Genomic DNA, 26,549 nt, shown 5'->3' with positions numbered 1-26,549 from the left:
GATCAACCTCCGGTCCCAGTAGCGGCGATATGATGATGTTCCTGACCGTCAGAAGAACTGGTCATCGTGTCGATCCTTGCGATCAGGTTCAGCGCATTTCCAAGGATCGCGGCCTCATCACCGGGTGAGATGGACTCGTAAGCCCCAGAATCGGCTAGCACTTCGATAGAGCTGAATGTTTCACTATTCTCCAACAGCGCCAGACGGCGTCCGGTAGGAAACCCTTTTGATTTGGTCTCGGGCAGCGGCATCCGGGAATTGGCTAGAAGGTAGTGCCCCCCCGAGTGCGTGCGCAGCGACAGACCAAAGCCAGTGTTCGGGTGGTCCCGATTGAGGGACTTCAGTTCACCAAGAAAACTTTCGCGGGCAAGACCAACGGCGTCTTGCTCAGCAGCGGCAGAGTTTATCATATTGGTCACGGCTAAGACCCTTGTATTCGAGTTGAGCAAAAAATCTAAACTAGGCCCAGGGGCAAAAAAGACTCGTTAACACCCACTCTCCATCATTGTTGGCAAGGCGGTGTTATTTTGGCGCGAATAAGATTTTTTGGCGTTTGAAATGTGGCGCAAATAAGATCAAGCCTTCAGGCCGAACCTCAACCCGTGGTCGAGTGAGCGGATTTTCGGTTACGCAAGTCGTACAGCTTCATCGGTGCGGCGACAGGCGGCAAAATCCTTCTCAGTCGGGGCAAAGAACTCTTGAAATCTTTGGTTTTCAATTGCGTAACTGCACCCCCTCAAAGCCTGACCAGGGCAACGAAGCCTAGATTTGCGGATCCCAGATTGTGTTGGCGGCATCCACTGTGATCAGTATGCAGCCCCTACCGCTCAGCTTAAACGCGTTAAAGTTTAGGTTATCTTTCACTTAATGTGCACGATAACGAAACAATTAAACACAAGGCAATTTTCCGAGTTCAACGGGCCATAGTGATCGTAAAAGGCTTTAAGTCTTATGTATTAATAAATAAAACTATATGAAAATTAGTGATTATCTTTCACCGACACAAACAACCTTCTCGACCATGAAGCAGCTGCAGCGTAGGCAGATCTCTGGATTGTTTCGACATCACGCCCAATAATCTTTGATATCAGGCAATTTCCCTCTCGCACTTGATCGCAGGCTTTGTTATTGACCGCATCAATCCGGCACTCAGAGTCGGTACTGCGGGTGTGGCGAAATTGGTAGACGCACCAGATTTAGGTTCTGGCGCCGCAAGGCGTGGGGGTTCAAGTCCCTCCACCCGCACCACTTTACAGACGTAAGGCGCTGAAAACAAACGGCTTGATGTTTCGGCGTTTCGCCCAGTCCCCCAGATAGCCCCCAAGTTATTCGCTGGAAGGCTCTCGGCTTTCGATCCCCGCGCAAACCCCTTATGCCTTCAACAGGACCACCCGGGGGCGAAGAAGTGACAAGGCCCAATCTTTTTACCCGATCACGCCACTTCCCTTCTTGCGCCGATACTTGCGAAAAGCCAGTCTTCGATTTCGGCTGCGTCAGGTTGTAGCTGTTGTGCAATCCCTCCGCTGAATTCAAGGAATGCATCCGCGTTTAACTGGTTCAGCCCAACCAATACTGGCAGGTCGAGTGCAAGCGCATCAGCAATGACGGAACGAAACCCTCTGCCTTCGGCTTCATGTTTGCCAAACTTGTTTACAATCAGGCAGTCGCTGACTGGCAACCTCGCCAAGGCTATTCCGACTGCAGACTCAAGAGCCTCGGGGTCCAGCCTGCAACCGCGGGCCTCGCGCCCTAAGCTTTGCGAAATCCGTACTTTTGGTCCATCAGGCAAAACAAGAACGTCCATGTCACAAGGTCCTGCATCCGCGCGCTCTGTGTTGATTTGTGCCGTTCCTGCCGGACAGTATCCGGCTTGAATGACTGATTGCGCCACCTGATGCAGGACAAGATCGGTGTCGCCCCTGCCGGGGGCCATTGTGTAAGCGATACGCATATTGGGACTCAGTTGCTGCTAAAGGGAAGGAATTCGACCAAGGCCCCTTCGGGAAAATGATCGGTTTCAGAGGGAAGAAATGACAAACCGTCAGAGGTCGCCAGAAGCGACACCTGACCCGAGTTCACATTGGATGGGCATTCAACGATATCACGGCCATAGCCGTCTACGCCGACAATCCGCGCTGCACGGACTTCGCACCGGCCTGCTTTCCGGCTCAAACTGTGTCCAAGAACCACGTGACGGCGTTCAGGATGAACCTGAGCGTTGCCCGCAAGAGTATTCAGAACGGTTTGGCCGATGACTGACCACGTTACGAAGGCAGATCCGGGATTACCGGGTAGCCCGAGCCAGACAGCATCGCCAATTTTTCCAAGCGCGACGGGTTTGCCCGGTTTGATTGCGACTCCGGCAAAAAAGATCTCCCCTCGGGCCGCTGTGACCGCAGTGCGCAAATGGTCTTCATCACCGACCGAGACACCGCCGGTTGTGATGATCAAATCCGAGGTCGCTGCCGCCGACTGGAGTGCGCAGCGGATGCTGTCCTTATTGTCATCGACCTTGATGACATTTTTTAAATCGACGTCGGGACGGGACAGCAAAGATTGCAGCATCGGCGTGTTTACGTCCCAAATCTGACCGCCTGTCAGATTTTTCGTTCCCGAAGCGGCAACTTCGGACCCCGAGGCAAGCAGGGTTACGCGGATGCGGCATCGGACATTGACCACCCCGTGTCCTGCTGCTGCAGCGGCTGCAATTGCGCGGGGTATCAACTTCATTCCAACCGGAAGGATTTCGGCACCGCGCTGATGTTCTTCCCCTCTCAATCGTATGTTTTCGCCGATATTCGGTCGCGTGTTGATCCGGATCATGTTTCCGAGCCGCTCGACCTTTTCTTGCATGATCACGCTGTCAAAAGGGTGTGGAACGGGTGCGCCTGTAAAGATCCGACAGGCATCCGTTGCCGCGTACGGCGTGTCCGCTGCGTCACCCGCTGCCACACGTCCGTTGACGGGCAATAGCCATGGTCCATCACCGGCCAAAGCCTTGCTGTTCACCGCATACCCATCCATTGCAGAATGATCGAAACGGGGCATGTCTGCATGTGCAAGCACAGCAGCCGCAAGAACACGTCCGCGGCAGGTGTGGATCGGCGCGTTTTCAGTCCGCGCAACCGGCGTCACATGCTGCAAGACCTGTTGTAAAGCCTGATCGATGCTTATCACACCAGCGGCTACCGAAAGGTCATCGCAGCCACAGCCTGACGAAAGATGTCTTGGAAGATATGTCATGATGAACCTCGGACCCTTACGTTTCTTGTCATGCTTTTGTTGATCTGTGGCTGCGGATATCCGACAGGTGCGACGGGCGCTTGATCCGTGTGGGACCGTCAAGTGTCGTACGGTCTGTCGTCAGCAGGTCTGAGATGATACGCTTCATGACCTTGCCTTGGTGGGCATCACTGGCCGGAGATCTGCGCCAGAGATTTCGGCGGATGCGACGAGGGACTGCACAAACTCCTTGGCCGCACGGGCCCACGAAGCCTTTTCGATGGCATCGGAAATCTTCTGTTTGACCGCGTCATAGGGCAAGACTGCGCCTTCTGCGACTGCATCCATCCTGATGATGTGCCAGCCATATCGGGTAAGCACCGGTGCTTCGGTGATGCCCCCTTCTGTCAAATCGCGCAGCGCAGCCTCAAACTCGGGGACGGTGTCGCCGGGGCTCAGTTGACCCAAGGCACCACCGCTTGACTTTGAGCCGCAATCGCTGACGCGGGCAGCAAGGTCGGCAAAGCCTTTCGGGTTTTCCAAAGCCTGCGTCGCCAGATCGATAGCGCGGGCATGTGCCTCTTGGCGCAGGGTTTCATTCTTGGGATCGCAGGCAATCAATATGTGCGAAACCTCCCACAAGGGTGGGCTACGAAAGCGAGAGGGGTCTTTTTCCCACTCTTCCCGAACGGAGTCCTCTGATGGCGGCGACACAATCACAGCTTCTTCGAGAAGGCCCCTGACCAGGGCCTCCTCATCTGTTTCAAACCGGCCTGGGCCGACCTCTTGAACCTGCGCTTCGATCCCGCGTTTCCGTGCTTCTTGCAGAAGCAGGGTGCGCACCGCCAAGGCGTTTGCCGCCTTGCGCCACACGATGCCGGGTTTGCCTTTTGGGCCATCATGGTTCTGGGTCTCTGCCGCGATTCTTGCGGATGGCACCGTTTCACCATTGACAACGAGATCAGGAAAAAGCGCGTTCATTGGTATTACTCCGCTGGCTTCGGCATTGCGTCGGACGCGTTTGCGCCCTTGCTTTGTGGCATCTGCGTTTTGCGACCGATAGGTACAGCACCGATATTCGCGGGCAGCACCTCTTTCCGGCGTGAGCGCACCACCTGATAACCGGTCCGACCCAGAAGATAGCGGAACGGGGCAGCAAAGCCTGACAGGATGTGTACCAGCCGTGTGAATGGAAAGACCGCTATGATCAGCAGACCCAACACCAGGTGCAGCTTGAAGATAAACGCCACATCGGCGATGTAACTTGCCGCAGCGCCATCAAAGGTGAAGATACCCTGTGCCCAAGACATGAACTTGACCATCTCGTGCCCGTCCAGATGGCCAAGCGAAACGAAGATCGTTCCGAGGCCGAGGACAAGTTGCGCGATCAGCATCAACAGAATCGCGTTGTCCCAAAAGCTGGAGTTTTTTGCGATCCTTGGATCAGTCCAGCGGCGATGGAACAGCAATACGCCCCCGGCTAGGGCCGCAACACCCGCAATGCCACCCGCCACGACCGCAAGCGTTTGCTTTGCACCGTGACTGATGCCGATGGCATCAAAGATCCAGATCGGCGTCAAAAGACCGATGAGGTGCCCAAAAAAGATCACCAGCACGCCGACGTGAAACAGTACCGAACCGACGATGAGTTGCTTGCGTCGCAACATCTGAGACGACGAAGATTTCCATGTGAACGGGTCGCGCTCATAGCGCGCAATTGACCCGAGAATCCCGATCGCCAGCGCGATATAGGGAAAGGTTCCGAACAGAAATTGGTTCATTGCATCCTCCGTCATTCTGCCGCTTGCTGCGGCGCGGGGGTGATGGGTTTATCCATGCGTGCCAGCATGTCGCGTACTTGCGGACAGCCAGCGTTGGGATCCGGGCCAAAGCGGACTTCGGATTCTTCCCAAACCTTGTCGAGTGCCTCGAGGTCGTTGGGGTCCAACTCCGGCTCTTCCAGCAACTCGGCCACGGCGGCTTTGTCCGCCTTGGCGCCAGACAGCTGTAATAAAGCGGCGAACACGGCACCGTAGGGGCTTTCCCGGCGGTCAAGCCGCGCGTTCAGAGCCTCTAGAATATGGGCCGCGTCCGCCAAGGTTTCCTGTACCTCGGTAAAGGGACGCGTGGACAGGAATTCCAATAGCATGGGCAGGTGATCGGGCAGTTCCGAAGTTACCGGGTCGAAACCCGCGTCGCGATACATCTCGACCAGCGACACCATCGCGCCACCCCTGTCCCGGCTTTCGCCATGGACGTGCTCAAACAGGTTGAGCGACAGGGTGCGCGACCGGTCGAAAAGACCAACATAGGTCTCTTGTAGGTCATAGATGTCGCGCCCGCTCAGCTCCCCAACGAGCGGGCGCAACGCCCGACGCGCTGCTGCTGTCAATCGCGTGTCCGAGGCCAGGACGCCTCCGATCTCGGGCATGGCATGCTGCAACTCGCGCGTCGGGTAGCTCAGGACCAAAGACAGCGCTTTTAGGGTACGATCCATGGGCATCACATCGCCTCCGGCATTTTCAGGGGTTTCTTTGCTTTACCGAAAAGCGACGCTTTCGAGGTGCCGGTGGAACATCCGTTCCCGTCCGTAAATCCACAGCCGCCCTTAAGGTCATACGCTTCTTCGACTTGCTCACGATGGGTTGTCGGTATCACGAACCGGTCTTCATAATCGGCCAGGGCCATGATCTTGTACATATCCTCGATCACTCGGCCGCTAAGTCCAACCCGGGCTGCGATTGCCTCATCGATCACACCGTCCACGGTTTTCGACCGCATATAAGCGCGCATGGCCATCATGCGTTCAAGCGCGCTGACAACGGGGGCCTCGTCGCCTGCCGTCAGCATATTGGCCAGATACCGAACCGGAATCCTTAGATCCTGCACGTTGGGCATCATGCCATCCATTCCGATCTTGCCAGCCTCGGCCGCGTTCTGGATTGGGCTGAGCGGTGGGATGTACCAAACCATCGGCAGCGTCCGGTATTCGGGATGCAGCGGGAAGGCCACTTTCCATTCCATCGCCATCTTCCAGATCGGGCTTTCCTGTGCGGCTTTGATCCAATCCTCGGGAATGCCGTCGGCCCGCGCAGTTTCGATGACCACCGGGTCGAAGGGATCAAGAAAGACGTCCAGCTGCGCGTCATAGAGCTCTTGCTCTGATGGCGCATTCGCAGCGGTTTCGATCTTGTCGGCATCATAGAGCATCACGCCAAGATAGCGGATACGCCCAACACAGGTCTCAGAACAGACGGTGGGGTTGCCGCTTTCAATCCGGGGGTAGCACAAGGTGCATTTCTCGGATTTGCCGCTTTCCCAATTGTAGTAGACTTTCTTGTAAGGGCAGCCGGACACGCACATCCGCCAGCCGCGGCACTTTTCCTGGTCGATCAGAACAATGCCGTCTTCCTCACGCTTGTAGATCGCGCCAGATGGGCAGGATGCAGCACAGGCCGGGTTCAGGCAGTGTTCGCAGAGCCGGGGAAGATACATCATGAAGGTGTTTTCGTACTCTCCGTAGATTTCCTTCTGGATGCCTTCAAAGTTGTAGTCCTCGGACCGCTTCGAGAATTCGCCGCCAAGGATTTCTTCCCAGTTCGGGCCTTTCTCGATCTTTTCGATCCGTTCGCCGGTGATCTTGGAATAGGGGCGCGCCGTTGGGAACGCCTCCATCTCTGGGGCCGACTTCAGGTGGTCGTGGTCGAAATCGAACGGTTCGTAATAATCGTCGATTTCGGGCAGATCCGGGTTGGCGAAGATGTTGGAAAGAATCCGCCACTTTGAACCCTGTTTCGGCTGCAGCTTGCCGGATTTGGTCCGTTTCCAGCCACCGTTCCACTTGGCCTGGTTTTCCCAGTCGGTCGGGTAGCCTGTTCCCGGCTTTGTCTCGACGTTGTTAAACCAGGCGTATTCGACCCCATCCCGTGTGGTCCACACGTTCTTGCAGGTCACAGAGCAGGTGTGGCACCCGATGCATTTATCGAGGTTCAGCACCATGCCGATTTGCGCACGAACTCTCATTCTGCTGCCTCCTTCTGGGTCGCTTCTTGGTCGAGCCAGTCGACCTTTTTCATTTTTCGCACGACGACGAATTCATCCCGGTTGCAGCCCACGGTTCCGTAGTAGTTGAAGCCATAAGACTGCTGGGCGTAGCCGCCGATCATGTGGGTGGGTTTCAGAACCGCGCGGGTCACAGAGTTGTGGATGCCCCCGCGCTTACCGGTTTTCTCCGAGCCGGGCGTGTTCACGATCTTTTCCTGTGCGTGATACATGAACGTAGTGCCGTCCTTGATCCGCTGTGACACAACGGCCCGGGCTGTCAGCGCACCGTTCACGTTGTACAGCTCTACCCAGTCGTTATCGGCGATACCCGCCTTTGCGGCGTCATTCTCTGATATCCAGATCACCGGACCACCACGGTTGAGGGTCAGCATCAACAGATTGTCGGAATAGGTCGAGTGGATGCCCCATTTCTGGTGGGGTGTGATGAAGTTCAACACAACGTGCGGGCTTCCGTCGCGGGCGTCGTGATTGACCTCTTCGGTGATGGTCTTGAGGTCAACCGGCGGACGGTAAGACACAAAACCTTCACCGAATGCGCGCATCCACAGGTGATCCTGATAAAGCTGCTGTCGCCCCGTCAGGGTTCGCCAGGGGATCAACTCGTGCACGTTGGTGTAACCCGCGTTGTAGCTGACCTTCTCACTTTCGATGCCCGACCATGTGGGCGACGAGATGATCTTGCGGGGCTGCGCCGCAATGTCGTGGAAGCGAATCTTCTGGTGGTGTTCGCCCTCGGCCAGATGCGCGTGTTCGCGCCCTGTGTTTTCACCCAGTGCTTCCCAAGCCTTCACGGCAACGTTGCCATTGGTCTCGGGGGCCAGCATCAGGATCACTTCGCAGGCGTCAATCGCAGTTTCGATCTTGGGCCGTCCTTTCGCCGCCCCGTCCTGTTTCACACCGTTCAGATCGGCAAGATTGTCGATCTCTTCCTGGGTGTTCCAAGTGATACCCTTGCCACCATTGCCCAGTTTATCCATCAACGGGCCAACTGCGGTAAAGCGGTCGTAGATCGCGGTATAGTCACGCTCGACCGCTACATAGGCAGGTGCCGTTTTGCCTGGGATAAGATCGCATTCGCCCTTTTTCCAATCGCGAACCTGATCCTGCGCCAGCTCTGTCGGCATGTCGTGCAGCAGAGGCAGGGCGACGATATCGGTTTCCTTGCCAAGGATTTCCGGCGCCACTTCCTGCACCTTCTTGGCGATGGCCTTGAAGATTTCGAAGTCCGATTTGGATTCGTATGCCGGATCCACTGCGGCCTGCAGCGGGTGGATGAACGGGTGCATGTCCGACGTGTTCAGGTCGTCTTTCTCGTACCAACTGGCAGTTGGCAGAACGATGTCGGCATAAACCGCGGTGGTGGACATGCGGAAGTCGATCGTGACCAGCAGATCCAGTTTTCCTTCCGGGCCTTTTTCATGCCACTTGGCCTCTTTCGGCAGGGCGCGACCTTCTTCGCCCAGGTCCTTGCCCAGGACGCCGTGCTCTGTGCCGAGCAGGTGTTTGAGGAAGTATTCGTGGCCCTTGCCGGAGGAACCCAGCAGGTTCGAACGCCACACGAACAGGTTGCGCGGCCAGTTTGCCGGATCGTCCGGGTCTTCGCAGGACATTTCCAACTCACCGGACTTGAGCTGCTGGGCAACGTAGGCCGGAATTTCCATTCCCGCGTCTTTTGCCTGCTTTGCCACGTCCAGCGGATTGGTCTTGAGCTGCGGCGCCGATGGTAGCCAGCCCATACGTTCTGCGCGGATGTTGTAGTCGATCATGCTGATGTCCCAGTCGCCTTCCGGTGCGGTTGGTGACAGGATCTCTTTCGCCTCAAGCGTCTCATACCGCCACTGATCGGTATGTGCATACCAGGCCGATGTCGCGTTCATGTGCCGCGGCGGGCGGCCCCAGTCGAGCGCAAAGGCCAGCGGCTGCCAACCGGTTTGCGGGCGCAGCTTTTCCTGCCCGACATAGTGCGCCCAGCCACCGCCAGACTGACCGACACACCCACACATCACCAGCATGTTGATGACGCCGCGATAGTTCATGTCCATGTGGTACCAGTGGTTCATGGCCGCGCCGATGATGACCATAGCCTTGCCCTGCGTCTTTTCGGCAGTGTCGGCAAACTCGCGTGCAACATGAATGATCTTGTCAGCAGGTACGCCGGTGATCTTTTCAGCCCATTTCGGCGTGCCGGGGACATCTTCATCATAAGAGGTCGCCACCCACTCACCGCCAAACCCGCGATCCACGCCGTAGTTCGCGCAGAACAGATCAAAGACCGTGGCGACCAGAACCTCGCCATCGGCTGTTTGAACACGCTTGACCGGGACGTTCTTGGTTAAAACGTCCGGGCGTTGGTCTCCGGTGGTAAAGGCCTCGGTGGCAGCGCCGCCAAAATAGGGGAAGTCCACGCCGCGAATGTCGTCATGATCATCATCAAGAATGAGCGACATTTGAAGCGTGGCATCCTTTCCGGCAGCCTTCTCTTCAAGGTTCCACTCACCCTTCTCACCCCAGCGATACCCGATGGCCCCGTTGGGTGACACCAGCGTGCCGCTTTGTTCATCAATGGCGACGGTTTTCCATTCTGGGTTATTCTCTTCGCCCAGTTTGCCATCAAGGTCATCGGCCCGCAGGAAGCGGCCGGGAACAAGATTGCCGTCTTTTTCGTCCAGACGAACCAGCATGGGCATGTCGGAATACTTGCGGCAGTATTCCTCAAAATACTCGGCCTGGCGGTCGATGTGGAACTCGCGCAGGATGACGTGGCCGAATGCCATTGCCAGCGCCGCGTCCGTACCCTGTTTCACGTTCAGCCAGACATCGGCGAATTTGGACGCTTCCGAATAGTCGGGGCAGATCACCGCCGACTTGGTGCCCTTGTACCGCACCTCGGTATAGAAGTGGGCATCCGGTGTCCGGGTCTGAGGTACGTTGGAGCCCCAGAGCAGCAGGTAGCTGGAGTTGTACCAATCCGCGCTTTCCGGAACGTCTGTCTGCTCGCCCCATGTCATCGGCGAGGCTGGCGGCAGGTCGCAGTACCAGTCGTAGAAGGACATGCAGACGCCGCCCATCAAGCTCAGATAGCGCGATCCCGCCGCGTATGAGACCATGGACATGGCTGGGATCGGTGAAAAGCCGAAAATCCGGTCGGGGCCATAGGTTTTAGCAGTGTAGGCGTTGGCAGCCGCGACAATCTCGGTCGCTTCGTCCCAGGTGGCGCGGACAAAGCCGCCAGAGCCACGCTTGGAGGTATAGCTGCTGCGCAGGATCGGGTCATTCTGGATCGCGGTCCAGGCTTCGATTGGTGTTTTGGTCTTGCGCATCTCGCGCCAGACTTTCATGAGCCGCCCGCGGATGAGCGGGTTTTTCACCCGGTTCGCAGAATACAGATACCAGCTGTACGACGCGCCGCGTGCACAGCCGCGCGGTTCGTGGTTCGGCAGGTCGGGCCGTGTGCGCGGGTAGTCGGTTTGCTGCGTCTCCCAGGTTACGATCCCGGATTTGACGTAGATCTTCCAGCTGCACGATCCGGTGCAGTTTACCCCGTGGGTCGAACGGACGACCTTATCGTGGCGCCAGCGGTTTCTGTATGTATCTTCCCAGCCGCGGTCTTCGTTCGTGACCTGACCGTGGCCGTTGGCGAACTCTTCCAGTTTGTTGGACTGAAGAAAGTTCAATCTGTCGAGCAGGTGGCTCATGGATTTGTCTCCTAGTGGCTACCCCTTGCGCGGGCAAATCCGGCGCAAGGGCTTGGTCGTTGGATCAGCAGGGAACAGGCGCGTTCTTGCGGCTGTAGACGGCCCAGGTGATCACGGCACAGAGCGCGTAGAACCCGAGGAAGGCCCACAAGGCGCCGTGCGGTGCACCCGTAAGCGCGATCGAGGTGCCGTAGCTTTTTGGGATGAAGAAAGCTCCGTAGGCCGCGATGGCCGAAGTGAAGGCGATGATTGCTGCGCTCTCACGCTCGATCGCCCGCTGCATGTTGGTTGTTTCTAGCTCGGGCAACAGGCGTGGGATTTCCTGTTTCATGATCGATGGGATCATCTGGAAGGTCGAGGCATTGCCAACACCGGTCAGGAAGAACAGCGCCATGAAGCAGGCAAAGAAGCCCCAGAAGTTGCCATCTGCCGCTTCGGGTGTGGATGGCAGGAACTGCAGTACACCAAATACGGCGACGATCATTCCCAGGAACACCCAGAAGGTCACGCGCCCACCGCCGAACTTGTCGGAAATCCAGCCGGTTGCCGCGCGGCTCAGCGCGCCGACAAGCGGGCCAAGAAAGGCATAGGACAGCACGTCAACATCCGGGAACTGAGTTTTCATCAGCAGGGGGAAGCCCGCAGCATAACCGATGAACGAACCGAATGTCCCGGTGTAGAGTATACACATAATCCAGTTCTGGCGGCGTTTCAGGATCGACAGCTGATCACTGAGCGACGCCTTCGCATCAGCGATATCATTCATGCCGAACCATGCGGCGATTGCACCTACAAGCAGGAACGGCACCCAGATGAAGCCCGCGTTTTGGATAAAGAGCTGGCCACCATCAGACAGTTGCTGTGGCTCACCACCGATCGCGCCGAAGACGCCCACGGTGATCACGACAGGGACGACGAACTGCATCACCGACACGCCGAGGTTGCCCAGGCCCGCGTTCATCGCCAACGCCTGTCCTTTTACCTTTTTCGGGTAGAAGTAGGCGATGTTCGCCATCGAGGAGGCAAAGTTACCACCCCCAAAGCCGCAGAGCAGCGCCAGGATCAGGAATGTGGCATAAGATGTTTCGGGGTTCTGGACAGCAAAGCCGATGCCCAGTGCCGGCAGCAGCAGCGATGCGGTTGAAATCGCGGTCCACTTCCGTCCACCAAAAATCGGGATCATGAAGCTGTAGAAGATGCGCAGCGTAGCGCCGGACAGGCCCGGAAGCGCGGCCAGCCAGAACCGTTGTGAAACCGTGAAGTCAAAGCCGATGGCTGGCATCTTGGCCACGACGACCGACCACACCATCCAGACCGAAAAGGCCATCAGCAGGTTCGGGATCGAGATCCAAAGGTTACGGGTTGCGATGGCCTTGCCCTTTTCCGCCCAGAACTGGGGGTCTTCGGGGCGCCAGTCCGTCAGGACGTGACGGCTGTTGCCATTTGAGGTGTCAGAGATCGCCATGGGTAAAACCTCCCGTATTGGCGTTTCGGGGGGCCGGCCAAGCGTGTCGCTCAGCCGGCCATACATTCATTCAGCAGGTTGTTGGCCACTGTCCGGGCCCAGCCGGGCCAACGCGGTCTTGAGATCGTCAAGATCCTTGAAGCGGGCCGTGACCGTCAGACCGTTGCCTTTCTCGGCCAGTGCGACCTTTTGAGAGCCTTCGAAGATCAACGCGAGTTGTGCTTCGGCCTCTTGCTTACGCTTGGCCTCGGACGCGATGGCCTGGTCTACGGAGCTGAGGACATACTCTTCATCGAAGCCACCTTCCGGTTCCTTGAGCCAGACCCAGCAGACAACCCACGAGATCAGCGCGCCAGTTGCGATGATGAAGAAGAACGTCTGCGTATCGACGAAGGTGAAGATAAAGAGGTAGAAAACCGCCCCGACGTTGCCGTATGCACCAGCCATGCCTGCGATCTGGCCAGTCACCCGGCGTTTGATCGAAGGGATGATCCCAAAGGTTGCGCCTTCGGCACCTTGCACGAAGAACGAGCATGCAATGGTGATTACGATCGCGATGATCAGCGGCCACGAGCTGTTCAGCAGCCCCATCAGCGCAAAGCCGATGGCGATACCCAGCATATAGGCCAGCATCACGAAACGGCGGTTGCCCATGCGGTCCGACACCAGGCCACCCATAGGACGGGCCACGAGGTTGATGAACGCGAAGGATGCCGCAATCAGACCCGCAACCACAGGTGTCAGCCCCCAGGTCTCCTGAAAGAACATCGGCAGCATCGAGACGACAGCAAGTTCTGCACCGAAGTTGGCGAAGTATGTGGTGTTGAGCGCAGCCACCGAGCTGAACGGGTAGCGGTCATCCTCAGGTACGCCCCGGCGCAGGATCGGCAGGTTGGTGCGCAGAACTTGCCATACCTGGTAGACCACCAGGGTTACGACAGCGGCATAGCAGATCGCTGCAACAAAGCCGTCGATATACCCCATCATCTGCACACGGTAGATGAGGATCGACAGGATACCTATCAACGGCACGGTAAAGACGACCAGCATCACGAGGTCTTTGTAGGTCGAAACCTCAAGAGCCGAGCCTTTGGCTTTTTTATGGGTGTCCGGATTGGGGCCATCGGTGATGGCGAACCAGTAAAACACACCATAAGCGGCCATGATGACGCCCGACATGGCAATGGCATAGCGCCAGCCGTCATCGCCACCGAATATATTCAGTGCAATGGTCGGAATGGTCAGCGCCGCGGCGGCTGAACCAAAGTTACCCCAACCGGCGTAGAACCCTTCGGCAAAACCGATGTCGCGGGGTTTGAACCACAGCGCAGTCATGTGAATACCAACGACGAACCCTGCTCCAACCGAGGACATGATCAGACGCGAGATAAACAGCTGCATTTTTGTGTCGCCGAACGCAAAGAAAAGCGTTGGCGCGGCCATAACCACCATCAGGATCGAGAACACCCGGCGCGGTCCGTATTTATCGAGCGCGAGGCCGACAAGGATGCGGGCCGGGATCGTTAACGCCACGTTGGCAATGGCGAAAAGCTTGATGTCATCTCTGGTCAACCAATCATTAGCGGCCAGCATCGAGGATGCCAGCGGTGCCATGTTGAACCAGACATAGAAGGTAATGAAGAACGCGATCCAGGTCAGGTGTAGCGCCCGAATCGAGCGGTCCTGGACGTTAAAGAGTGTTGAGATTTTCATCGTTGTTTTCCCCGGGCTCTATTCGGCCGCCTGCATCGAAGATGCGGGGACGTGAGTTGGAATAATGAGGATTGGGCATTTTGCGCGGCGGGCGAGGAAGGCCGACACTGACCCGAACGTCATGTGGTCGAATTCCTCGGCGATGGCATCAAGCTTGCGCGTGATGAAACCCAATGCGCCTCCATCGGCCTGATGCGAATGACGCGCCATGACCAATAGGTCTGGCTGACGTTCTTCTGTCGCGCGCAGGATCATCTTGCGTGCATCGCCTTCGGCGAGCATGACTTTTGCTTCATAGCCTGCAGCCATCAATTCGGCGGCCGCAGCCTCGGCGCCGGCTTTTTGTTCCTGATACTGTTCTGTGAATAGCTCGTCCGCGCCTGAAGTTGCGCTACCGATATCTTCCACAACCGAGACCAGCGTAACGCTGGGTTTCAACGGCCCGAACATCTGCTGAATTGCGTCGAGCGCAATCCGCGCGTTGCGCGAATGGTCATACGCAAGCATGATTTCCATAGGTCCCTCCGTTCTCGCACGCCCGGAAATGGGCGCTTGCGTGTCGGGACCTGATTGAACGCGTTGAAACGGAACTTTCTTGATCTGTATCAAGATGGATTGGGTAACAGATTGAAATAAATGACGAAACTAAATTTGTCATTTCGACTGCAGTGCAGCATCAATTTAATAGACAAAGATTTCCAGCTTGTTATTTGACATTTATCAAGTCACAATGCGAGAAATATTATGAGGAGGCAGCTAGGTGTTTTTGGGGATGCCCGAGCGAGACTATCCGGACATTCGGAGCCTGCATTTGTTTGCAGCGATGAGCGGCGAATACTTCACGGCGCTCATGAGGGGTGCCTATGTTCAGAACTTCCCGCCGCAGGTCGACCTCATCGAAGAAGGTGACCCGAGCGATTTTCTGCACGTTGTCTTGTCTGGTTCAGTCGAGCTTTACTCAAGCTGGAACAATCGGGAAACCTCAGTGGCGACCGTGCGACCTGTTTCAACCTTCATACTAGCGGCAACAATAAAAGACGCGCCCTATCTTATGTCGGCGCGAACGCTCGAGAAAAGCCGTATCGCCATGATCCCAAGCCAGGATGTGCGGGCCGTATTTGATGTCGACGCCCATTTCGCACGCGCGATCGTTACGGAATTGGCACAGTGCTACCGATCTGTCGTCAAAAACACCAAGGATCTGAAGCTGCGTACGTCCCTTGAGCGTTTGGCAAATTACCTGCTGCGCCAGCAAAAGCGCGAAAACGGCAACGCTGAATTCCAGCTGCCGATCGAAAAGCGCCGGCTCGCCTCTCTGCTGGGTATGACACCGGAAAACCTGAGCCGGTCCATCAAGAGCCTGCAATCCTACGGTGTGAGTGTGAACGGCAATCATGTGAAGATCTCAGACCAAAAGGATTTGGAGAAGTTCGCAAAACCCAGTCCTCTCATCGACGACTATTCAACGTAAGAGAATCATATGTCTGAAAACATGCCCGGCGCTGCCGGAGATCTTGCTGCGCAAAACCCCGAGATTTGGGACGCCTATTCAGCCCTCGGCAAAGCCACTGCCGAGTGCGGACCATTGACAGATCGTGAAAAGCGCCTTGTGAAACTGGCCTTGGCAATAGGTGCAGGTTCAGAAGGTGCGGTTCATTCCCACACCCGCCGCGCAAAATCCGAAGGTATCGAAGACAGTGCCATCATGCAGGTCGCGATGCTTGCAATCGGCCCTCTCGGGCTTCCTCGTGCGGTTGCTGCCAAGACATGGATAGAGGATGTCGACTGACGGATTCGGTCCAGCGACAGCGGGAGGCGGGGAAAGAAGATTCTGAACGCATCGCGAACTTAGCCAACGGACAGGCGCGGTGCTTTGGCCCCCCGATTCAAGCCTGTGCGCTAGCGTAATTCAGTGAAACGTCCAAGAGATGCTTGGTGTAGGCCGAGTCCGGTTCCATTCTGCGCATTTTTTCGACGCTCAGGATTTCAACGATTTCCCCGTCGCGCATTACAGCAACACTGTCGCACATATGACCAACCACTGACAGATCGTGGGACACCATAACAAATGTCAGCTTGTGTTCGGCGCGCAGATCGCTCAGCAGGTTTAGAATTTCAGCCTGAACAGACACGTCCAACGCGGATGTCGGCTCGTCCAGCAACAGGATTTCCGGTTCGGGGGCCAAGGCTCGGGCAATTGCCACACGCTGTCGCTGTCCACCGGATAGCTGGTGCGGATAACGAAATCGGAAGGAGCGGCCAAGACCTACATCGTCAAGTAGGTTGTTGACCCGCGTGTCAATGTCCTGAAACCCGTGCAAATGCAGTGTTTCCGATAAGACATGGTCCACTGAATGGCGCGGATGCAGCGACGCGTAAGGGTCCTGGAACACCATCTGCACAAGCTTGTAGAACTCGCGCCCCCGTTTATGCGCGACATGCGCGCCGTCAATTTCGATCTCGCCAGACCATGTGGGCACAAGCCCCGTGATCGCACGCAGGATGGTCGACTTGCCCGAGCCGGATTCGCCCACAAGACCGAAGCTGCCGCCGCTGGGCACATCAAATGATGCCGCTCTGACGGCGTCAACGCGGTTTCGATCCTCGCCAAACCAGACATTCAGGTTTCTGACAGAAAGAGACTTCATAGCAAACCACTTACACTGGGTTGTTGGCGCCACTCAGGGTCGCGCACCAGCGCCTCAAGGCGGGTCTTGGGCGCATCAAGTCGCGGCAAAGAGTTCAGCAATCCCTGAGTATAGGGATGAGATGCGTCGTGTAGCTTGTCGGCATCGCAAACTTCGACGATCCGTCCGGCATACATAATCAGCACACGGTCACAGAATTCGGCCACTAGGTTCAGGTCATGGCTGATGAATATCAGACCCATGCCCCGGTCCTGCACGAGCCGGTCCATGATGTTAAGAACCTGCCCTTGCACGGAAACGTCCAAGGCTGATGTAGGTTCATCGGCAATAAGAATCTCCGGATTGGGGATCATCATCATTGCAATCATGATCCGTTGGCCCATGCCGCCGGAAACTTCGTGCGGATAGGCCCGCATGACCCGCTCGGGGTCGCGTATTGAAACCGCCTCAAGCATTTCAATCGCCCGTGTACGGGCAGTGCGATGCGTGGCTTTTTCGTGCAGCCGATAGGCTTCGATGATCTGATCGCCCACGGTCATCACCGGATTCAGTGAGAACTTGGGGTCCTGCATGACCATAGAAATGCGCGAGCCCCGGACCGAGCGCATTTCCTTTTCAGACGCATTCAACAGCGGCTGCCCTTGCAAGTCGATGCGCTTGGCCTCAATCCAGCCCGGTGGGCGGATGAGTTTCAGGATCGCCCGGCCGGTCATCGATTTACCTGAGCCGGACTCGCCGACAATTCCAAGCCTCTCGCGCCCAAGTGAAAACGATATGCCCCGGACCGCGTCGAATACGCCGGTATTGGTCGGAAATTTGACCCAAAGGTCCTCGACGTCGAGAAGGTTCATGATGCGCCATCCTTTGGGTCGAGCACGTCGCGCAGCCCGTCACCGAGCAGGTTGAACGCGAGCGAGACGGTGAAAATGGCCAAGCCAGGGATCGTGGCAACCCACCAGTGGTCCAGCAGGAACCGCCGGCCCTCAGAGATCATGGCCCCCCATTCCGGTGAGGGGGGTTGCGCCCCTAGTCCCAGAAAACCAAGGCCCGCCGCAGTCAGGATGATGCCTGCCATATCCAGCGTCACCCGAACAATCAGCGACGAAATGCAAAGTGGCCAGATATGACGGGTGATTATCCTGACGGGTCCCGCCCCCTGCAAACGGATTGCACTGATGAAATCAGAGGACCGGATTGTCAGCGTTTCCGCTCGCGCAAGGCGCGCGTAGGGCGGCCATGCGGTCAGTGAAATCGCCAGAACCGCATTTTCGATCCCCGCGCCAAGGGCTGCAACGAAGGCCAGCGCCAGCACGAGCTTGGGGAAGGCCAGGAAAATGTCGGTGATCCGCATCAGGATCGTATCTGTCCATCCACCCGCATAACCCGCGATTGTTCCTACCATCAACCCGGCAACCGGGGCGATCAGGGCGACAAGGGTCACGATGTATAGTGTGATCCGCGAGCCGTAGATCAGGCGGCTCAGAATATCCCGGCCCAGAGAATCTGTACCCAAAAGATGCCCTTCGCTGCCGATTGGCAAAAGACGATCCGACAGCACCTGGGCGTACGGATCATAGGGGGCCAGCCATGGTGCGAATGCTGCAACAAAGCCCAGCAAAACTAGAATACCAAGTCCGAACATGGCCATGTGATTGGACCGCAGCCGCAGCCAGCTCTTGTAAGCTGAGGCCAGTTTTGCGTGGCGGCGCGACGTAGGCGTATCTGTTAACAGCCAGTCGCGCAGGGACTCTTTGCGTCGTGAATTTGTGGTCTCCGTCGTCATCGCGCCCTCGGGTCAAGGACCTTGTAGAGAAGGTCGCAGAAGATGTTCAGAAGGATGAAAACCAGTCCAACAACCACGGTTCCCCCAAGAACGGCATTCATGTCGGCCGACAACAGGGCAGTGGTGATGTAAGATCCGATGCCGGGCCATGAAAAGATGATTTCCGTCAGCACGGACCCTTCCAACAGGTTGGCATAGCTTAGGGCGAACACGGTGATAAGCTGCACGCGGATGTTGCGAAACGCATGCTGCCAGATCACTGCACGTTCCGACATGCCCTTTACCCGTGCGGTCACGATGTATTCCGCTGAAAGCTGTTCCAGCATAAAGCTACGGGTCATTCGGCTAATATAGGCCAAGGAGTAATATCCCAAGATCGACGCCGGCAGTATGATGTGACTGAAAGCATCCCGGAACACCGTCCAGTTGCCATCAATTGCCGCGTCCACAAGCATCATGCCTGTAACGGTTGGGACCATTCCATCGTAAAAAATAGAAATGCGTCCGGGGCCAGCCACCCATCCCAAGATACCGTAGAAGACCAGCAGCCCCATCAGGCCCATCCAGAACACCGGCATGGAATACCCAACCAGCGCAACGACCCGGGCAATCTGGTCAATCCACGATCCACGGTGAACGGCGGCCATGACACCCAGCGGTACGCCTGCAAAAATTCCGATCAACGTTCCTAGCGTCGCCAGTTCGAAAGTTGCCGGAAAGACGCGCGCGATATCCTCGCCGACGGGCCGGGCCGTCAGAAGCGATTCACCAAAATCTCCGTGCAATACGTCCCAAATGTAATACCCGAACTGAACAAGAAGGGGCTTGTCCAGTCCCATCGCCTCGTACGCCGCATCATAGGTTTCTTGAGACGCGCGTTCGCCAACCACAGCCAGAACAGGGTCAATTGGCATAACGCGGCCAATGATGAAGGTAACAAACAACAGCCCCAGCATAGTTACTGAAACAGAGGCAAGCGTTGTGATCGTCGTATTTACCCAACGCGGAAAGGGCGGTTTGATCCGCCCATTCCGTTGCTTTTCAACCAGCGCCATTTACTTCGTAACCGGCCAGTACGAAATCGCCGTGATGGCGCCGCCCAAAGTCAGGCCCTCGACGTTTTCATTCATCCCGGCCTGTTCTGTTTGCTGGAACATGATTGCGAATGGTGCGGTTTCCCGGAATGTGGCCTGAATGTCGTGATACATCTTTTCACGTTTCGATGTGTCACCTTCGACCACGGCTGCTGCGGTTTGCTCGGTCAGACCACCGGTATCCCAGCTGTTGCGCCAGGCCAGAAGCCCGGTTGCATTCGCTTCGTCCGAGTTATCGGGGTTATAGGCAAAAGTACCGGCATTGGTTTGCGGGTCAGGGTAATCCGGGCCCCATGCCCCAAGGTAGATGTCAAGTTCGCGCGCGCGGTACTTGGCCAGGACCTGTTTTCCTGTTCCTACCTCAAGGTTTACCTTGATCCCTGCCTGCGCAAAGGTGTTTTGCAGCGACTGCGCGATCTCAAGCCGTTCCTGCGCCTCACGCACGCCAATCGTGACTTCGAGGTTTTCGACACCGGCAGAGGCCAGCAATTCCTTGGCCTTTTCAACATTCAGCGAGAACGGGTTTTCATCCACGGCACCAAGATAGGTGCGTGGCAGGAAGTTCTGATGGGTCACATACCAGTTTTTCAGAAAGCTGTTTTCCATCCCTTCATAGTCGATCAGGTATTTCAGGGCCTGGCGAACCTCGGGTTTTGACAGTTCCGGGTGCTTTTGGTTGAACGAGACATACATCAGGCGCCCGCGCATCTCGCGCATGATCTTTACGCCTTCGACGCCGTCAAGGCCATCAACATCAGACGGGGTCAGGTCCCGTGCCACGTCGATATCACCACGTTCCAGCATCAGGCGCTGGGTCGCGCTTTCTTGTACATGGCGAACCACCACACGTTCCATCGCCGGAGCGCCCAGATAAAAATCGGGGTTGGCGTTCAGCATGACGCTTTCCTTGGGCTGCCAAGCGCCCAGAACATAGGCACCCGATCCGGCCGAGTTGGTCTTGAGCCACTCGTTGCCAAGGTCACCGTCCTTTTCGTTCTCCATCACCAGTTTTTCATCCACGATACTGCCTAGGGTGGCTGTCAGGCAGTTCAGAACAAACGAAATGGCATAGGGTTTGTCCGTCGTGATCGAAACTGTGTTGCCGTCAACCTTGATAGTTTCGTTGATGTTTTCAGGCGTAAAGCCGAATTGGGTCAGGATGAACGCTGGCGTCTTGTTCAACTGGATCACGCGACGCAGCGAGAACGCGGCATCCTCGGCGCGCACGGGGTTGCCCGAGGCAAAGGTGACGCCTTCGCGCATGGTAAAGGTGATTGTCTTGCCGTCCTCTGAGACGTCCCAGCTTTCCGCAAGGTCCGGCTGGTATCCGGCCTCAAGGTTGGCCGGGTCAAAATTCACCAGCTTGCCATACATGTTGCGGATAACGTCCGCGCCCGCAAACTCGAAGCTTTCGGCCGGGTCAAGCGTGGTAATATCGTCAATACGGTTAGCAATAACCAATATGTTGTCCGGTGTTTCCGCCGTGGCGGGCAGGGCGGTGAACCCCACTGCCACACCCAGTGCAGCTGACGTCAAGAGCTTGGCGAGATAGGTCATCGATTGAATCTCCTGTTGGTGTTTTCATTCATTTTTTTAAGCTTCGGCTGCATTATTGTTCATTCCAACTGGACCGCAGCACTCTGATCCAGTTGCGATTACAGATTTTTTCGATGAGCTGTTCGTCATACCCGTGCGTGCGCATAGCTGTGCGCAGGTTCGGCAGGCCCGAGACATCCTTAATCTCACTCGGTACTTTTGCCCCGTCGAAATCGGACCCCAGCCCGACGCGATCTTCGCCCAGTTTTTCCAATAGATGGTCGAGATGGCGGATCATCGTCTCAAGCGGTGTATCCTCATCCATTCGCCCATCTTCGCGCAGGAAGGCGGTGGCAAAGTTCAAGCCAACCATGCCGTCCGTCTCGGCAATCGCAGCAAGCTGTTTGTCGGTGAGGTTGCGGGCCGAGGCCGTCACCGCGTTTGCGTTCGAATGCGTGGCGACCAACGGTTTGGTGCTGTGGCGGGCGACATCCCAGAACCCGGCTTCGTTCAGGTGGGACAGGTCGATCATGATGCCCATTTCATTGCAGCGCCGCACCAGCCGCAGACCGTGATCGGTCAGGCCGGGTCCCGTGTCACCGTCCGAGGGAAAGCGGAAAGGAACACCATGACCAAAAATCGTCGGGCGGCTCCAAACGGGGCCAAGCGACCGCAGCCCGGCAGCATAAAGCACGTGCAGGGTTTCAAACTCTGGGTCGATTGCTTCGGCGCCTTCCATATGTAGGATCGCGGCAATCCTGCCCTCTGTCATAGCTGTTTCTATATCGCCGGATGCGCGCACAATGCGCAGCAGGCCGTCTTCCTCAAGTTTCAGCAGGATGGCCGCCTGCGACAGCGCAACAGGCACTGCGTCCTCCCAACTGATCGGATCAGGTAGGGGCACGTCATAGGGCGGATTCTGCATCTTTTCCTCATCCCGCTCTTCCGACATGGGAGAGGGGACAAACACGGCGAAAAACCCGCCTGCAAACCCGCCACTTTTCGCTTTGGCAATGTCCAGGTGACCATCGCTTCCGGTTTCAAACATCCCGCGCGCCGAAAGGCCACCAGAGCGGAACAGCTTTAACAGCAGATCGTTGTGACCGTCGAAAATAAGGGGGCGTGTCATATCCAACGCAGTGGTTGGTCGCACACTTGACGTCTTGGAATTCATGAGAAGCAGGCTATCAGCGAAAAAGGAATAGACAATCCGGAATTGTATTCCATAATCTCATAGAGCTACCAGTTAAGCTGGAACGCACTCAGGTAACGACTTTTTGGCGCGTAAATCTTGGCACAGCCTGCCCGAGTATCAGGCGCTCAGGGCATTTATGGAAACCGGAACTGCATCTGCGGCCGGTACACGGCTTGGGCTGTCGCAGTCTGCCATCAGCCGATCCATCGCCAATCTGGAGTCGCGCACCGGGCGTATTCTGTTTGAACGCGACGGCGGCCGCCTGCGCCCCACCGCAGAGGCGATCCAGCTCAACCGGCGGCTGGATCCACTGTTCGAAGCCCTTGACCGCATAGACGGACCGTCTGAAATCACGCGCGAAACCCTGTCACTGATTGCGCCGCCCAGCTATATGCAAAAGTACCTTGTGGAATTGAGCGCAAGCTTTATCAAGGCAAACCCAACTTTCAGTATGAATTTGCTGGTGGGCACCCACGATGACATCCCGCGGCACTTGCTTCAGCATAGCTGTGATCTTGCCCTGATTGGCGATGAGATGTCGCGTTCGGGCTTGCGAACGACACTTTTCAGGCGATCTCCCGCGGTTTGCGCGTTGCCCAAGGATCACCATCTGGCACAACGGGATTTGATTGAGCCGGCCGACCTTGTTGGCGAAAAGCTGATAGCCCTGACCCGCAACAACGTCAGCCGTGGCAAGATTGATCAGATCCTGGCCGAAGCCAATATCCACGAACCGCCTGTCTTCGAGGTTGATTCATGGCAACTTGCCACCGAACTCGTACGTGCCGGCGTAGGCATTGCGATCATAAACCCATTTCCGTCGGCGCTTTACCCCGGCGAAAACCTCGTGTTTCGAAGACTTGCCGCACGGATCAGGTTCACGACAGCCTTCGTCTCAAGCGAGAACCGCCCGCTGTCGCGCGTTGGTAGGTCTTTCCTGCGGCATGTCAGGTTGAACACATGCAATGACGGCTTTTCCGAAGCCCATTAACCACCGCAGTGTTTCGGCGTCCAAATGCACAAAACTAGAGCCCTCACGGGCAGGACATCTGCAATACATCCGACAGGTTTTTAGCCGTTCTTTTGCTTGTCGGCTGCGCCGCGCAGGGCGTTTACTTCGGAATTCGCGCTGCGCAGCATAAAGGCGTGTTCGGACGCCATGAAAAACATCGTAACCCCCATGTCCAGCAACTCTGGTGCAGCGTCCGCATTGGCGGCGAATGTCATGAATGCCTTTTCGGCTTTTGCGGCGGCTGTTCCGGTAGAGCGCATGGCGTCCAACACTTTCGGGTCAGACATATCGGTCTTGCCGTAACAGACCGCCAGATCAGCAGGTCCCACAAACAGCCCGTCAATCCCGTCGACCGATGCGATGTCACCTGCTGCTTCGACGCCCGCCGGTTCCTCGATCTGGGCTATGACGATGGTTTCATCCACGCTTTGTTGCAACACGTCCTTCATGGGACGGGTCGCGAAACCCGCCCATCGGGTTGAGCCGGCATAGCCACGCCCGCCTTCCCCAAAGCGCGCCGCACGAGCGATGTCGCGCGCCTTTTCTACGCTGTCCACATGAGGTACGACGACACCAACTGCGCCGCTGTCGAGCGCCTTGAGCACCTCAACCGGGGTGCCAACTGGCAGGCGGACCAGCACGGGGAAATCCAGCGCTCGCGCCATGGCAATACAGATGTCCATGCGCGCCCGATCAAAGGGTGCATGTTCGGCATCAAGGCAGACAAAATCTAGCTTTGATTTCGCTAGAACCTCGATCAACTCATGCGCCGGGGTCTTGAGAAATGTTCCGACAAGTACCTCACCCGAGGCCATGCGCTGTTTGAATGTATTCATGAATAGGTTCGCTTTTTCTGCTTGGGATCAGACCGAGCTGAGGTTAGTGAGACGGTAAAGAAGCCAGATCTTTTCTTCTACTTTTTTTATCTTCAACGACAACCCGGGTTTTGACATCATTTGTGCGTTTCGCCATTGCATGGACGGGTAGGCGGGTCGTGGAGAGGCGATTGCAACCCCAATCCGCCGGAACGGTCGGTTGGCGATACAACGGGAAGAGGTGCCGCCGGCCGAGCTAAACGCAGGATAGGCAAAAAATGTGGCGCTGCAGGTGGTCTGTTTTCTTCAGGGAGAACCTGCGTAACTTGCTTGGAGAATACAATGACGCCAGAGTTTTGCGGCATTTTTGCCCGCATAACTCTGGCGCTATTTGGTACCGGTGCGCTCGCCCCGCAGGTCATGCGGGGCGAGAGATTTTTTATTCGGCGGGAACGACATCCGAGTGGGTATTCTCCACATGATGTTTTTCGCGAACCGGACGCACCATCGCGTTGGCAAAGAACGCGATTACCAGCAACGCAGCCATACAGTACATAGTTGTATTATAAAGCGTCGCGGTCGGGTCAGTGGTACCCGCAGGCGCGATTTCCATCAATTTTGCGATCGTGACCGTGTTGGCGGCGACCAATTCGTTCAATTGTGCAATCGGCGCGCCAAATTTCTCAGCAAAGGCTGCTGGATCAATTTTCGCGGCAAGGTCAGCAATCGCGTTTTCCTTGGACAGGCTCCGCAGGTAGGTGATTGCGAAAGGCCCCAACACACCAGCCGCTGACCAAGCCGTCAGAAGGCGTCCGTGGATTCCGCCCACATGCATCGTTCCGAAGATATCGGCCAGGTAGGCTGGAATGGTGGCAAAGCCGCCGCCGTACATCGTGAAGATGATCATTGTCGCGATGTAGAAGCCGATCAAGGCCGTTACTCCGCCGGACGCTGCCCAGAACGGGATCGTGCAGTACAGGATCGTGCCCAGAACAAAGAAGCAATGATACGTATTCTTGCGTCCGATATAGTCCGAGGTCGACGCCCAGAAGAAGCGTCCGACCATGTTAAATACCGAAATCATCAGAACGTAAGTTCCGGCAAAGGCGGCCGTTACAAGCGCGAGATCACCAAAAATCTCGTTGATCATCGTCTTGGCCACACCAATCACGCCAATTCCTGCGGTCACGTTAAAGCACAGTACCACCCATAGCAGCCAGAACTGGGGTGTCTTCATGGCCTGGTCGATGTGCACGTGGTTCTGCGTCACCATGCGTTTTGCGGACGGTTTGGGTTCCCACCCTGCGGGTTTCCAACCTTCGCGCGGAACACGGTACTGAAAGGCGGCGAACATCATGACGAAGAAATAGACAATTCCCAGTGTCAGGAATGTTGCTGCGGCGCCTGTATTGCCAGTGCCGACCACATATACACCTGCCTCACCGCCGAACTGCGCGGCCTGTTGGGCCGAGGCGACGACAACCTCAATTTTCCCGGCTGCCGTTTCGGCAAAACGACGACCACCTTCCGTGATGAGGTTTACCGTGTTTTCCGCTCCCAGGAATTCGGGCGCTTTCTGAAACGTCGACAAAAGCCATTGGTTCAACGGAGCACCAATCATGGCGCCGCCGCCAAAGCCCATAATGGCCATGCCCGTTGCCATGCCCCTGCGGTCAGGGAACCACCGGATCAGGGTCGATACAGGCGAGACATAGCCAAGGCCCAGCCCTGCGCCGCCAAAGACGCCGTAACCAAGGTACAATAGCCACAGCTGATGGGTCGCGATCCCAAGTGAGCCAATGATGAAGCCGCCGCCCCACAGGATTGCAGCAACAACCCCAACGTAGCGGGGTCCCACCTTTTCAAGCCATTTGCCGCCGACAGCAGCCGTAAGGCCCAAAACCACGATGGCGACGGAAAAGATCCATACAACAGATGACAGAGACCAGTCACTTCCTGAAGAGGCGACTACGCCCAGCTGGCGCGTAAGAGGCGGGTTAAAAACGGACCACGCGTAGACCGATCCGATACAAAGATGGATGGCAATTGAGGCCGGCGGTACTCGCCATCGGTTGTAACCTTCTGGTGCGACGATGTTTTCCTTGCGCAGAAACCCTAGAGGTCCGGCTGCTGAGTTTGTCATTACTTCTCCTCCGAAATGCGGGACGCCTCCATCCCTGGAACGGCTGCACCCGTGTCGTTGGTCTACGACGGTAGACAGCGCGCTTTTGCCGTATGATCACTGGGCAAGAGGCTGGTCAACAAAAAATGTTGTGAGTTAACAAATGGTTAAGGGAGATTTGCTG

At 56.6% G+C, this 26,549-nt stretch carries 22 protein-coding genes and 1 tRNA gene; 4 read left to right on the top strand and 19 right to left on the bottom strand.

Features of this window, described 5'->3' with window-relative positions:
• Nucleotides 1-2: 2 nt before the first annotated feature.
• Nucleotides 3-410, bottom strand: a complete 408-nt coding sequence (locus AVO44_RS05120) for a hypothetical protein (protein WP_233421935.1) — start codon at nucleotides 408-410, stop codon at nucleotides 3-5.
• Between the two features lie 753 nt (nucleotides 411-1,163).
• On the opposite strand from AVO44_RS05120, the gene AVO44_RS05115 reads away from it, so the two are divergent.
• A tRNA-Leu gene (locus AVO44_RS05115) sits at nucleotides 1,164-1,248 on the top strand.
• Nucleotides 1,249-1,432: 184 nt separating this feature from the next.
• On the opposite strand, the gene AVO44_RS05110 is transcribed toward AVO44_RS05115, so the two are convergent.
• From AVO44_RS05110 to AVO44_RS05065, 10 genes are all read right to left on the bottom strand, one after another.
• A complete protein-coding gene (locus AVO44_RS05110) occupies nucleotides 1,433-1,951 on the bottom strand; it encodes a DUF2478 domain-containing protein (protein WP_068333504.1) in 519 nt (172 codons plus the stop codon).
• Nucleotides 1,952-1,959: 8 nt separating this feature from the next.
• Nucleotides 1,960-3,243, bottom strand: coding sequence for a molybdopterin molybdotransferase MoeA (locus AVO44_RS05105; RefSeq protein ID WP_068333501.1), 1,284 nt, complete (start codon nucleotides 3,241-3,243; stop codon nucleotides 1,960-1,962).
• 144 nt (nucleotides 3,244-3,387) lie between these two features.
• Complete coding sequence (locus tag AVO44_RS05100) at nucleotides 3,388-4,203, bottom strand: peptidylprolyl isomerase (RefSeq protein ID WP_068333499.1); 816 nt, start codon at nucleotides 4,201-4,203, stop codon at nucleotides 3,388-3,390.
• A 5-nt stretch (nucleotides 4,204-4,208) separates the two neighbouring features.
• Entirely contained in the window at nucleotides 4,209-5,003 is a 795-nt protein-coding gene (gene narI, locus AVO44_RS05095; protein WP_068334042.1) for a respiratory nitrate reductase subunit gamma, read from the bottom strand.
• An 11-nt stretch (nucleotides 5,004-5,014) separates the two neighbouring features.
• Nucleotides 5,015-5,719: a nitrate reductase molybdenum cofactor assembly chaperone gene (gene narJ / locus AVO44_RS05090; RefSeq protein ID WP_068334040.1), complete on the bottom strand. Its 705-nt coding sequence runs from the start codon at nucleotides 5,717-5,719 to the stop codon at nucleotides 5,015-5,017.
• 5 nt (nucleotides 5,720-5,724) lie between these two features.
• Nucleotides 5,725-7,245, bottom strand: a complete 1,521-nt coding sequence (gene narH / locus AVO44_RS05085; RefSeq protein WP_068333496.1) for a nitrate reductase subunit beta — start codon at nucleotides 7,243-7,245, stop codon at nucleotides 5,725-5,727.
• Complete coding sequence (locus AVO44_RS05080; RefSeq protein ID WP_068333493.1) at nucleotides 7,242-10,982, bottom strand: nitrate reductase subunit alpha; 3,741 nt, start codon at nucleotides 10,980-10,982, stop codon at nucleotides 7,242-7,244. The genes narH and AVO44_RS05080 overlap by 4 nt, the downstream gene beginning before the upstream one ends.
• 64 nt (nucleotides 10,983-11,046) lie before the next feature.
• Entirely contained in the window at nucleotides 11,047-12,447 is a 1,401-nt protein-coding gene (locus AVO44_RS05075; protein ID WP_068334038.1) for a NarK family nitrate/nitrite MFS transporter, read from the bottom strand.
• Nucleotides 12,448-12,513: 66 nt separating this feature from the next.
• Entirely contained in the window at nucleotides 12,514-14,160 is a 1,647-nt protein-coding gene (locus tag AVO44_RS05070; protein ID WP_068333491.1) for an MFS transporter, read from the bottom strand.
• A gap of 18 nt (nucleotides 14,161-14,178) precedes the next feature.
• Nucleotides 14,179-14,676: a universal stress protein gene (locus AVO44_RS05065; RefSeq protein ID WP_068333488.1), complete on the bottom strand. Its 498-nt coding sequence runs from the start codon at nucleotides 14,674-14,676 to the stop codon at nucleotides 14,179-14,181.
• A 256-nt stretch (nucleotides 14,677-14,932) separates the two neighbouring features.
• Between AVO44_RS05065 and AVO44_RS05060 the strand changes: the two genes are divergently transcribed.
• Both AVO44_RS05060 and AVO44_RS05055 read left to right on the top strand, forming a co-directional pair.
• Nucleotides 14,933-15,631 carry a cyclic nucleotide-binding domain-containing protein gene (locus AVO44_RS05060; RefSeq protein WP_068333485.1) on the top strand — a complete coding sequence of 233 codons (699 nt, stop codon included), beginning with the start codon at nucleotides 14,933-14,935 and terminating at the stop codon, nucleotides 15,629-15,631.
• A gap of 9 nt (nucleotides 15,632-15,640) precedes the next feature.
• The gene (locus AVO44_RS05055) at nucleotides 15,641-15,949 is read left to right on the top strand and encodes a carboxymuconolactone decarboxylase family protein (protein WP_068333482.1); all 309 of its coding nucleotides are present in this window, start codon (nucleotides 15,641-15,643) and stop codon (nucleotides 15,947-15,949) included.
• A gap of 97 nt (nucleotides 15,950-16,046) precedes the next feature.
• On the opposite strand, the gene AVO44_RS05050 is transcribed toward AVO44_RS05055, so the two are convergent.
• Genes AVO44_RS05050 through AVO44_RS05025 form a run of 6 tightly spaced genes read right to left on the bottom strand, consistent with a single transcriptional unit; the run spans nucleotide 16,047 to nucleotide 22,350 of the window.
• Nucleotides 16,047-16,808 carry an ABC transporter ATP-binding protein gene (locus AVO44_RS05050; protein ID WP_068333479.1) on the bottom strand — a complete coding sequence of 254 codons (762 nt, stop codon included), beginning with the start codon at nucleotides 16,806-16,808 and terminating at the stop codon, nucleotides 16,047-16,049.
• Nucleotides 16,805-17,662, bottom strand: coding sequence for an ABC transporter ATP-binding protein (locus AVO44_RS05045; protein ID WP_099045641.1), 858 nt, complete (start codon nucleotides 17,660-17,662; stop codon nucleotides 16,805-16,807). The genes AVO44_RS05050 and AVO44_RS05045 overlap by 4 nt, the downstream gene beginning before the upstream one ends.
• The gene (locus tag AVO44_RS05040) at nucleotides 17,656-18,591 is read right to left on the bottom strand and encodes an ABC transporter permease (RefSeq protein WP_068333473.1); all 936 of its coding nucleotides are present in this window, start codon (nucleotides 18,589-18,591) and stop codon (nucleotides 17,656-17,658) included. The genes AVO44_RS05045 and AVO44_RS05040 overlap by 7 nt, the downstream gene beginning before the upstream one ends.
• The gene (locus tag AVO44_RS05035; protein WP_068333470.1) at nucleotides 18,588-19,646 is read right to left on the bottom strand and encodes an ABC transporter permease; all 1,059 of its coding nucleotides are present in this window, start codon (nucleotides 19,644-19,646) and stop codon (nucleotides 18,588-18,590) included. Before AVO44_RS05035 ends, AVO44_RS05040 begins: the two co-directional genes overlap by 4 nt.
• Nucleotides 19,647-21,242: an ABC transporter substrate-binding protein gene (locus tag AVO44_RS05030; protein WP_068333467.1), complete on the bottom strand. Its 1,596-nt coding sequence runs from the start codon at nucleotides 21,240-21,242 to the stop codon at nucleotides 19,647-19,649. It abuts the gene before it with no gap.
• Nucleotides 21,243-21,294: 52 nt separating this feature from the next.
• Nucleotides 21,295-22,350, bottom strand: coding sequence for a dipeptidase (locus AVO44_RS05025; protein ID WP_068333464.1), 1,056 nt, complete (start codon nucleotides 22,348-22,350; stop codon nucleotides 21,295-21,297).
• 148 nt (nucleotides 22,351-22,498) lie between these two features.
• On the opposite strand from AVO44_RS05025, the gene AVO44_RS05020 reads away from it, so the two are divergent.
• Entirely contained in the window at nucleotides 22,499-23,407 is a 909-nt protein-coding gene (locus AVO44_RS05020; protein ID WP_068333461.1) for a LysR family transcriptional regulator, read from the top strand.
• Between the two features lie 80 nt (nucleotides 23,408-23,487).
• On the opposite strand, the gene AVO44_RS05015 is transcribed toward AVO44_RS05020, so the two are convergent.
• Nucleotides 23,488-24,264 carry an HpcH/HpaI aldolase family protein gene (locus AVO44_RS05015; protein ID WP_068333457.1) on the bottom strand — a complete coding sequence of 259 codons (777 nt, stop codon included), beginning with the start codon at nucleotides 24,262-24,264 and terminating at the stop codon, nucleotides 23,488-23,490.
• 418 nt (nucleotides 24,265-24,682) lie between these two features.
• Nucleotides 24,683-26,386 (bottom strand): OFA family MFS transporter, encoded by a 1,704-nt coding sequence (locus AVO44_RS05010; RefSeq protein WP_068333454.1) that lies wholly within the window; start codon nucleotides 26,384-26,386, stop codon nucleotides 24,683-24,685.
• Between the last annotated feature and the right edge of the window lie 163 nt (nucleotides 26,387-26,549).

The organism is Ruegeria profundi, from assembly GCF_001507545.1.
In the GTDB taxonomy this organism is placed as follows: Bacteria; Pseudomonadota; Alphaproteobacteria; order Rhodobacterales; family Rhodobacteraceae; genus Ruegeria; species Ruegeria profundi.
The sequence above is the reverse complement of the archived record's forward strand: the minus strand, read 5'-3'. Positions and strand labels throughout refer to the sequence as shown.

Excerpts from the sequence above, each read along its gene's own strand:
- AVO44_RS05120 (WP_233421935.1), bottom strand. The coding sequence starts at position 410 with ATGATAAACTCTGCCGCTGCTGAGCAAGACGCCGTTGGTCTTGCCCGC.
- AVO44_RS05110 (WP_068333504.1), bottom strand. The coding sequence starts at position 1,951 with ATGCGTATCGCTTACACAATGGCCCCCGGCAGGGGCGACACCGATCTT.
- AVO44_RS05105 (WP_068333501.1), bottom strand. The coding sequence starts at position 3,243 with ATGACATATCTTCCAAGACATCTTTCGTCAGGCTGTGGCTGCGATGAC.
- AVO44_RS05100 (WP_068333499.1), bottom strand. The coding sequence starts at position 4,203 with ATGAACGCGCTTTTTCCTGATCTCGTTGTCAATGGTGAAACGGTGCCA.
- narI (WP_068334042.1), bottom strand. The coding sequence starts at position 5,003 with ATGAACCAATTTCTGTTCGGAACCTTTCCCTATATCGCGCTGGCGATC.
- narJ (WP_068334040.1), bottom strand. The coding sequence starts at position 5,719 with ATGGATCGTACCCTAAAAGCGCTGTCTTTGGTCCTGAGCTACCCGACG.
- narH (WP_068333496.1), bottom strand. The coding sequence starts at position 7,245 with ATGAGAGTTCGTGCGCAAATCGGCATGGTGCTGAACCTCGATAAATGC.
- AVO44_RS05080 (WP_068333493.1), bottom strand. The coding sequence starts at position 10,982 with ATGAGCCACCTGCTCGACAGATTGAACTTTCTTCAGTCCAACAAACTG.
- AVO44_RS05075 (WP_068334038.1), bottom strand. The coding sequence starts at position 12,447 with ATGGCGATCTCTGACACCTCAAATGGCAACAGCCGTCACGTCCTGACG.
- AVO44_RS05070 (WP_068333491.1), bottom strand. The coding sequence starts at position 14,160 with ATGAAAATCTCAACACTCTTTAACGTCCAGGACCGCTCGATTCGGGCG.
- AVO44_RS05065 (WP_068333488.1), bottom strand. The coding sequence starts at position 14,676 with ATGGAAATCATGCTTGCGTATGACCATTCGCGCAACGCGCGGATTGCG.
- AVO44_RS05060 (WP_068333485.1), top strand. The coding sequence starts at position 14,933 with ATGCCCGAGCGAGACTATCCGGACATTCGGAGCCTGCATTTGTTTGCA.
- AVO44_RS05055 (WP_068333482.1), top strand. The coding sequence starts at position 15,641 with ATGTCTGAAAACATGCCCGGCGCTGCCGGAGATCTTGCTGCGCAAAAC.
- AVO44_RS05050 (WP_068333479.1), bottom strand. The coding sequence starts at position 16,808 with ATGAAGTCTCTTTCTGTCAGAAACCTGAATGTCTGGTTTGGCGAGGAT.
- AVO44_RS05040 (WP_068333473.1), bottom strand. The coding sequence starts at position 18,591 with ATGACGACGGAGACCACAAATTCACGACGCAAAGAGTCCCTGCGCGAC.
- AVO44_RS05035 (WP_068333470.1), bottom strand. The coding sequence starts at position 19,646 with ATGGCGCTGGTTGAAAAGCAACGGAATGGGCGGATCAAACCGCCCTTT.
- AVO44_RS05030 (WP_068333467.1), bottom strand. The coding sequence starts at position 21,242 with ATGACCTATCTCGCCAAGCTCTTGACGTCAGCTGCACTGGGTGTGGCA.
- AVO44_RS05025 (WP_068333464.1), bottom strand. The coding sequence starts at position 22,350 with ATGACACGCCCCCTTATTTTCGACGGTCACAACGATCTGCTGTTAAAG.
- AVO44_RS05015 (WP_068333457.1), bottom strand. The coding sequence starts at position 24,264 with ATGAATACATTCAAACAGCGCATGGCCTCGGGTGAGGTACTTGTCGGA.
- AVO44_RS05010 (WP_068333454.1), bottom strand. The coding sequence starts at position 26,386 with ATGACAAACTCAGCAGCCGGACCTCTAGGGTTTCTGCGCAAGGAAAAC.